We start from the raw sequence: 8327 nt of genomic DNA on the forward strand, positions 1-8327 counted from the left end.
GAGTTTTGTCCCAGCCTCTTTGATATTCAATCTTTTTTCGACATTGGACCATCTTTTAACGCTGCCCAAAATGCTAATGCTATGGCTCCAAATAATACAATAAACGGTGCGACAAAGATCAAAAAGTCTTGCATACATGAATCACCTCTTAAGCTTTATTTTTTTGACTACCTTTCACATAGTCCTTATTAAATAAAAACAGTCGCATTAACAGATACAGTGATGGAAGAAGGAGTGCCAGCCCTAAAACAAATGCAACAACGAGAGAGATAGCCATTGCTTCATTCGTAAAACTGTCATAGATAGTCAGATGCGGATATAACAAATAAGGATAATGAGATAATCCATATCCGAAAAAAGCAAAAGCAAATTGTCCAACTAATAAACCAAAGGCAAGACCATAGTTTTTTCGTTTCCAAATGAGCCAAACCGTTCCAATAAATAAAAGAAATGATAAACCGAACATCCACCATAAATCGATAATTCGATCAAAATGTTCCTGGTTATGAAAACTTAGTTCATAGATGATGCCGCACGCCGTAATGATGGTAGGCAATGCCCATATTAGAGCATATTTTCGCATTAAATCGGTGGCTTTTGTATCTTTGGCTTTGCTTGCGTACCATGTAAGAAACACGGAGGATATATATAGTACAGCAATAATACTAAGTACAACAATGCTCCAAGTTAACGGACTAGTGAACAATGCCCAGTAATCCAGTACAGGTTTTCCTTCGGTCATGGAAACAAACCCACCTTCGGATATGGTTAAAACGATGGAAAGCGATGCAGGCAGGACCAGCCCAGTAAGTCCATACATGAGGGCGTATCCTTTATGACCCTTCGTTCCATATGTTTCAAAGGCATAGTATGATCCCCTAACAGCGAGAAGTAGAATGGCAATACTAACTGGGACAAGTAATGTAGTTCCATAGTAAAATGCGGTTTTTGGGAAAAAGCCTACAATCCCAACGAAAAAGAAAACGAGAAATACGTTAGTAACTTCCCAGACAGGTGATAAATATCGCTGAATTATTTTGGTTAAAATATGTTGCTTCCCTGTTAATTCACTGTAGGCATTAAAAAATCCGGCACCAAAATCAATAGATGCGACGATGACATAACCGAACAGAAAGGTCCAGAGTACCATAATCCCCAGAATTTCTAAGCTCATGTCTCTTCACCACCTTTTTCCATAAGTTCTTTTTCTACCGGATTCTTTTTAAACATACGTCTGAGCACAACAACAGTTCCAATACCTAAAATAAGATATATTCCTGCAAAAAGCAGCAGCATGGTATCAACATGGCTGCTAGACGTTGCCGCTTCAGAAGTTCGCATAATACCTCTTAGTATCCAAGGCTGTCGTCCTAGTTCAGCCATCCACCAGCCGGCTTCGATTGCGATGATAGATAAAGGTCCACCTAAAGCAAGCAGCCAGAGGAAAGGTTTTGTATTTATAAATGCCCATTTGCGTTTTGTTCCAACCCAATAAACAAGTGATAACAAAATCATCCATACGCCAATTGTGACCATGATATCAAATAAATAATGAACAGCCATTGGAGGGGTTTCATCCTCAGGAAATTGATCCAAACCTATTACCTCCGCTGAAGGATCACCATGAGCCAGAATACTAAGAGCAAATGGGATTTCAAGCGCATATTTAACTTCTTCACCATCTAAAATACCGTACATGAGTAGCGGCGCTTGTTCGCTTGTGTCGAAGTGCCATTCAGCAGCTGCGAGTTTTTCCGGCTGGTATTCAGCTAAATATTTACCGGAAAAATCACCGATTAAAGCCGTTGCTATGGAAAAAATAAGACCAATTTTCATCGTCATAAAGAGTGCTTTTTTATGGTATGCATGATTCGAACCCCTTACTAGCTTAAACGCTGCTATTGATGCAAGCAGAAATGCTGCAGTCATAAACGCTGTTGCAACAACATGTGATACTTTTGTCGGCATAGCAGGAGTAAACATCGCAAGGAAAGGATTTACATTAATTAGTTCACCATTTACAAGGTCAAAGCCTTGTGGTGCATTCATAAATGAGTTGACCATTGTAATAAAAACAGCCGACAATCCTGCACCAATCGCTACAGGAATTAATAGCGCCAAATGCTTACGTTGATCTTCGAATCGATCCCATGTATATAAATAGATTCCAAGGAAAATTGCTTCAAAGAAAAAAGCAAATACTTCCATAAATAGAGGAAGTGCGATTACATTTCCTGCAAGTTCCATAAACTTTGGCCATAGTAATGAAAGCTGTAAACCGATAGCAGTTCCTGTTACAACACCTACTGCAACTGTTATAACAAAACCGCGGGCCCATCGCCGTGCTAGCAAAATATAATGTTCATCATTTTTTTTGATTCCTACCCATTGAGCAATCATGATCATAAGCGGGACACCCACACCGATGGTTGCATAAATAATATGAAAAGAAAGGGTAAGCTCGGTTAATAACCGACTATTAAAAACTGTATCTCCATCTAGCAAGGATATAACCTCCTTTTGAATTTAGATATAAGGATGGGCAAAAAAAGTCTCTACGATATATTTTACCCTTAAAAAGCAATCTTGAACTTATTTTTTATGACGAATTTATAACTATGGATTGAACAAAGGGTGACAGTTCGTGTAGTAACATTTGAAAATTATGTCTTTTATGCTTTCTTTATTGACTTTACATTTTATTATCCCCATAATAAGAGTAATAATAAATAATAAACGAACGCAAACGAAGAACTAGTATGTGTTTCTGGATGTGTTAGAGAGCGAGATTTAGGAGCTGAAAGATTTCGTCACAACCAGCCACTGAACCTATCTTCAGAGTCCCGTGCTAATACATGGGCGTCAACTTCTGCGTTAGGGAAGCAAAAGTGGGATATATCTAATATCTAATAATGGTGGTACCGCGGAAACTAGCTCTTTCGTCCTTTATTTTAAGGGGATGGTAGGGTTTTTTTAATGTACGAAATTGATGATTGTAAATAGATAGTAGGAGTAATGCATAATGGGGAAAAAAAGAATTGTAGTCAAAATAGGAAGCAGTTCGTTAACGGATGACAAGGGTGAAATTGATCAAGAAAAATTTATAGATCATATTTATGCTATTGTAGCTCTTCACAGGGCGAAGCATGAAGTGATCTTAGTATCTTCGGGTGCTGTAGCTGCAGGTTTTACGAAATTAGGTTATTCTTCCAGACCTGTTACCATTAAAGGAAAGCAAGCGGCTGCAGCTGTTGGGCAAAGTCTCTTAATTCAGTCTTATCTTGAAAAACTCAACGAATTTAAGATTATTCCATCTCAAATTTTATTAACCAGGGATGACTTTTCTAATAGAGAGCGTTATCGAAATGCATTTTCAGCAATTACGGAGCTTTTATCACGAGGAATCTTGCCTATCATTAATGAAAACGACACAGTTGTTATTGATGAATTGACATTTGGTGACAATGATATGTTGTCTGCGCTTGTAAGTGGCTTTATCCATGCGGATCAATTAATTATATTAACAGATATTAATGGAATATATGACGAAAATCCAAGGACAAATCCGTTTGCTAAGAAGTTCAATTACCTTGATAACATAACAGATGAAATGATCGAATCAGCGGGAGAGGCAGGGTCCAAAGTCGGAACTGGCGGGATGAAATCAAAGCTGCTAGCAGCTAAAAGGGCTATTTCTCTTGGTGTACCAGTCTTTGTCGGTTATGGAAAAGGAAAAGAAAAATTTATTGATATATTAAATGGAAAAGGAAATGGTACTTATATTTCTAATGGATCCAACGGGCCAGTAAATACGAGCAGGCAATGGATAGCACTTCATTCTGAATCTGCGGGAAAGCTATATGTTGATCAGGGAGCGGAAGAAGCAATATTGTACCATGGAGGAAGTTTGCTGCCAGCTGGTATCTATAAGGTGAAAGGGACATTCCAAAAAGGAGAGGTTGTCAAAGTTTACGGAACAAGTGGCTTACTCGGAAAAGGTGAGGTTAGCTGTTCTTCAGATGAAGTAGTACAAGCAATCGAAAAACGAAATGAAAAGAAAGGAGTGCAATCGGTTGTCTCATCTGTTGAAGTAATTCATAGAAATAAATGGGTTAAAGCTTAAACTATTGGGGAGGGTTTTATAATGTCTGAAATAATACAAAAGGGAAAAGCAGCAAAAGCGGCTAGTTTTTTATTAAGTGGTGTTACAACAGAGGATAAAAATAACGCACTACGTTTAATAGCAGAGCAGATTGTGTTGGATCAGGGAAAAATTTTGGAAGCGAATAAAAAAGATATTGAAGAAGGAAAGGAAAATGGGTTATCTGACGCTATACTTGACCGAATGATGTTAAATAAAGATCGTATTTCAAGTATGGCACAAGCAGTTAAACAATTAGTAGATCTAGAAGATCCAATTGGTGAGGTACTAGAAACAATCGAAAAAGAAAACGGTCTACAAATCGAGAAGAAAAGGGTGCCGATTGGTGTTATTGGTATGATTTATGAAGCACGTCCAAATGTAACCATTGATGCAGCTTCACTCTCTTTAAAAACCGGAAATGCAGTACTTCTTAGGGGAAGTTCATCTGCCAAATTTTCAAATATGGCACTTGTCGCTTCTATTCATCATGCTTTAGAACAAACTGCGCTTTCCGTTGATGCAGTACAGCTGATTGAAGATACAAGCCGAAGCGCAGCAAAAGAGATGTTTCAAATGAATGATTATTTGGATGTACTAATTCCAAGAGGTGGAAAGAATTTAATTGAAACGGTTATTCGTGAATCAACAGTTCCTGTAATTGAGACTGGAGCAGGCAATTGCCATATTTTTATTGATGAATCCGCAGGAAAAAATATGGCAGAAGAAATTGCACTAAATGCGAAATTGCAGCGGCCATCTGTTTGTAATGCTATTGAATCAATTTTAGTCCATGAAAAATGGTTTGAACAAAATGGTGTGGATTTACTCGACAAACTTCATCAAAAAAATGTGCATCTTTATGCAGATGATAAAATTTGTAAATCATTTCCAAAGGCAAACAATGCCTCAGAAGAAGATTGGCATCAGGAGTATCTTGGACGATCAGTCAGCGTGAAATTAGTAGCAGACGTTGAAGAAGCAATCAAACATATTAATACATACGGTACCCATCATTCGGAGTCGATCGTTACAGAGGATGAACGCAATGCAGCAATTTTCTTGCAAACAGTTGATGCAGCTGCTGTTTATCACAATGCCTCCACCCGGTTTACCGATGGGTTTGAATTTGGATATGGTGCAGAGATCGGTATCAGCACACAAAAGCTGCATGCAAGAGGACCAATGGGATTAAAGGCATTAACTTCAAGCAAATTTGTTATTCAAGGAAATGGACAAATTAGAGAATAAAAAATATTAGATAAAGATCTTTATCTATTTAACCGCCATACCATTTTAGGTGTGACGGTTAAATTTTTAGATACACTATGATAAGGGATCGTTGCTCCTATTTATGCTTTTGTCCGGTATTCTAGGTTATGTGCTTTTAATGTTTTATCTGTTCCGAATAGAAATGTTTCTCCATTTATAGTCACCCCCTTCTTCTTTACGCTATTTCAGAAAATATTAAAGTCAATAGAAATATGAAAAAATAGATGCAAGGAGAAACATTCTGAATATTGAACGAAAATATGGTACGATAGGAGTATTAAATTACTACAATGAAGGGGTGTACAAGATGAAATTAGTTAGTTATAAACTTAAGGACAAACCTAGTGCATATCGAATTGGGTGTCGAATAGATCAAAAGATAATCGATCTGCAAGAAAGCTATCGTGCATTCTTGGTATCCACAGGTAAAAAAGATTTAATACAACAAATAGATTGTATTTTTCCATCAGATCCAAATTCTTTTTTTCTGCAAGGGGAAAATGCAATAGATCGAGCAAGAATGGGATATCATTACATAATGAATAAATCAGACAGATCTAAATATATGCTTGACTTAGGAGAGGTAAGTTACGGCGTTCCAGTTTCAACTTCTTCAAAAATAATTTGTGTTGGAAAAAATTATGCGGAACATGTAGCAGAAATGAATGATGGGGATATCCCAGAATTTCCAGTACTTTTTGCAAAATTTAATAATGCCATCATTGGTCCTGAAAATTACATTGAAAAACCCACTTTAACACATAAATTAGATTACGAGGCAGAATTAGCTATTGTGATTGGAAAAGAGGCTTCTAACGTTTGCAAAGAGGAAGTTTACGATTATATAGCTGGTTATACGATAGCAAATGATATATCAGCCCGCGATTTACAAAAAAGGACACCACAATGGCTTCAAGGAAAGTCATTAGATCGCAGTACACCAATTGGTCCTTGGATAGTAACTTCTGATGATATAGTTGATCCATGCAATCTCTCTATTCGCTCTTTTGTGAATGGGGAAAAACGTCAAGATTCCAATACAAGACATTTTATTTTTGATATACCAAATCTCATTGAATTCATTTCTCATTTAATTACTTTAGACCCTGGAGATATTATATTGACCGGGACTCCCGATGGTGTAGGAGTTGCCATGCAGCCTCCGCAATTTCTACAAGATGGGGACATCATTTCTTTGGAAGTAGAAGGTATCGGGAAGCTTGAAAACAAAATAATGGAACGAAAAGCCAATAAATAGGGGGGGATGTTTATATGAGTCTTTTTGAAGAACTTCAACAATTGTTAGCACCAGACCGCGTGACTAGAAATCAAACCATTTTAGAGCAGCACAGTAAAGATGAATCATGGCATGAACCATGTGTACCGGATGTCGTGGTCTATCCAATAAATACGAATGAGGTAAGTGAAATAGTAAAATTAGCGGATAAATATAATACTGTAATTGTCCCGTTTGGCCTTGGTTCGAGTCTAGAGGGAAGCATTATTCCTTATCATAAAGGAATTACCATTGATTTTTCATATATGAATAAAATATTGGAAGTACGGGAGGAAGATTTTCTTGTAAGAGTACAGCCAGGTGTTACAAGACTTCAATTAAATAAAGAATTGAAAAAACATGGATTGTTTTTCTCTGTTGATCCTGGTGCAGATGCAACACTCGGAGGAATGACTGCCACCAATGCAAGTGGCACTACTTCGGTAAAATATGGTGTTATGAGGGATCAAGTAAGAGATTTAGAAGTTGTCCTTGCAGATGGTTCAATCATTCATACTGGAAATTTAGCTGCAAAATCATCTTCAGGTTATCATTTAAATGGATTATTTGTTGGATCCGAAGGAACGCTTGGATGCTTTACAGAGCTAACATTAAAAGTATACGGTATTCCAGAGTATATTATGGCAGCAAGAGCTTCGTTTGAGAGTATTAATCATGCAGTTGATGCGGTTACTGCGATTTTACAAGCAGGTATACCAGTTGCGAGGGTGGAACTTGTTGACGAAAAATCAATAAAACAAATAAACCTGTTTAGTGAAACAGATTATCAAGAAGTACCTACTATATTTTTAGAATTTCATGGCAATGAAGCAGGGCTAAAGCAAGATGTAGATTTTATGCGGGAAATAGTTGAAGATTTTCATTGTAAGTCAATGGAATTTGAAACGGAAACAGCCTCTAGAAACCGTCTCTGGGAAGCGCGTCATCATACGGCATATGCTTTCATTCATGGCTTCCCAGGAAAAAAACAGATGACGACAGATGTATGCTTGCCAATTTCTGAACTTGCAGAAGCAATAAAGGACGCCAGAGATGCTATTGAAGGAACAGGACTCCCAGGTGGAATCGTTGGACATGTTGGGGATGGTAATTTTCACACTTTATTAATGATCGATGTCAATCATCCAGAAGATATTGAAAAGGCTAGTCTGGTTAATCAGCGTATTGTAAACTATGCACTTGCCAAAGGTGGAACTTGTACAGGGGAACATGGGGTTGGAATAGGAAAACAAAAATATCAAGAAAAAGAACACGGCGAAGCTATTCATGTAATGCGAAAGATAAAAAGTGCTTTCGATCCAGGTGGTGTACTTAATCCTGGGAAAGTAGTCACAGAGGTTTCCGAGAAATCATTATAAATTTGATTGTAAAAAATTGTGGAGAGGCTGGGACATAACTAGCCCCAAATAAACAAAATCGGTTGTGTTTATCAATAAATGATAAACGCAACCGTTTTTTCTTTTGTTTTTATGTGAAAATGTTCCATTTTTATTGTTAATGGCGGTATACTTCCTTAAATTTACCGCCATTAACGCAAATCCCATTTCGTTATGCACCTTAGGTTTTCCTCGTACGGACATACGAGTGAAACCTAAATTAGCCTTCAAAAATCCAAAA

At 37.3% G+C, this 8327-nt stretch carries 7 protein-coding genes and 1 pseudogene; 4 read left to right on the forward strand and 4 right to left on the reverse strand.

Annotation, left to right across the window (positions count from 1 at the left end; translation table 11 throughout):
* Positions 1–26 precede the first annotated feature (26 nt).
* From cydS to GZ63_RS0114890, 3 genes are read right to left on the reverse strand one after another with little or no spacing between them, the layout of a single operon-like run.
* Positions 27–134 carry a cytochrome bd oxidase small subunit CydS gene (gene cydS, locus GZ63_RS18895; protein ID WP_390337524.1) on the reverse strand — a complete coding sequence of 36 codons (108 nt, stop codon included), beginning with the start codon at positions 132–134 and terminating at the stop codon, positions 27–29.
* Positions 135–148: 14 nt separating this feature from the next.
* Positions 149–1174 carry a cytochrome d ubiquinol oxidase subunit II gene (locus tag GZ63_RS0114885; RefSeq protein WP_029270922.1) on the reverse strand — a complete coding sequence of 342 codons (1026 nt, stop codon included), beginning with the start codon at positions 1172–1174 and terminating at the stop codon, positions 149–151.
* The gene (locus tag GZ63_RS0114890; protein WP_029270924.1) at positions 1171–2505 is read right to left on the reverse strand and encodes a cytochrome ubiquinol oxidase subunit I; all 1335 of its coding nucleotides are present in this window, start codon (positions 2503–2505) and stop codon (positions 1171–1173) included. Before GZ63_RS0114890 ends, GZ63_RS0114885 begins: the two co-directional genes overlap by 4 nt.
* A gap of 517 nt (positions 2506–3022) precedes the next feature.
* On the opposite strand from GZ63_RS0114890, the gene proB reads away from it, so the two are divergent.
* From proB to GZ63_RS0114910, 4 genes are all read left to right on the forward strand, one after another.
* Positions 3023–4123 carry a glutamate 5-kinase gene (proB, locus tag GZ63_RS0114895; RefSeq protein ID WP_029270926.1) on the forward strand — a complete coding sequence of 367 codons (1101 nt, stop codon included), beginning with the start codon at positions 3023–3025 and terminating at the stop codon, positions 4121–4123.
* 21 nt (positions 4124–4144) lie between these two features.
* Positions 4145–5392: a glutamate-5-semialdehyde dehydrogenase gene (locus GZ63_RS0114900; RefSeq protein WP_029270928.1), complete on the forward strand. Its 1248-nt coding sequence runs from the start codon at positions 4145–4147 to the stop codon at positions 5390–5392.
* 328 nt (positions 5393–5720) lie between these two features.
* Positions 5721–6671 carry a fumarylacetoacetate hydrolase family protein gene (locus GZ63_RS0114905; RefSeq protein WP_029270930.1) on the forward strand — a complete coding sequence of 317 codons (951 nt, stop codon included), beginning with the start codon at positions 5721–5723 and terminating at the stop codon, positions 6669–6671.
* A 14-nt stretch (positions 6672–6685) separates the two neighbouring features.
* A complete protein-coding gene (locus GZ63_RS0114910) occupies positions 6686–8068 on the forward strand; it encodes an FAD-binding oxidoreductase (protein ID WP_029270932.1) in 1383 nt (460 codons plus the stop codon).
* Here the strand turns inward: GZ63_RS0114910 and GZ63_RS18515 are convergent.
* A pseudogene (locus tag GZ63_RS18515) lies at positions 8063–8327 on the reverse strand (IS5/IS1182 family transposase); the annotation flags it as partial. The gene GZ63_RS0114910 and the pseudogene GZ63_RS18515 overlap by 6 nt on opposite strands.

This window comes from Virgibacillus alimentarius (assembly GCF_000709085.1).
Taxonomy (GTDB): domain Bacteria; phylum Bacillota; class Bacilli; order Bacillales; family Amphibacillaceae; genus Virgibacillus_B; species Virgibacillus_B alimentarius.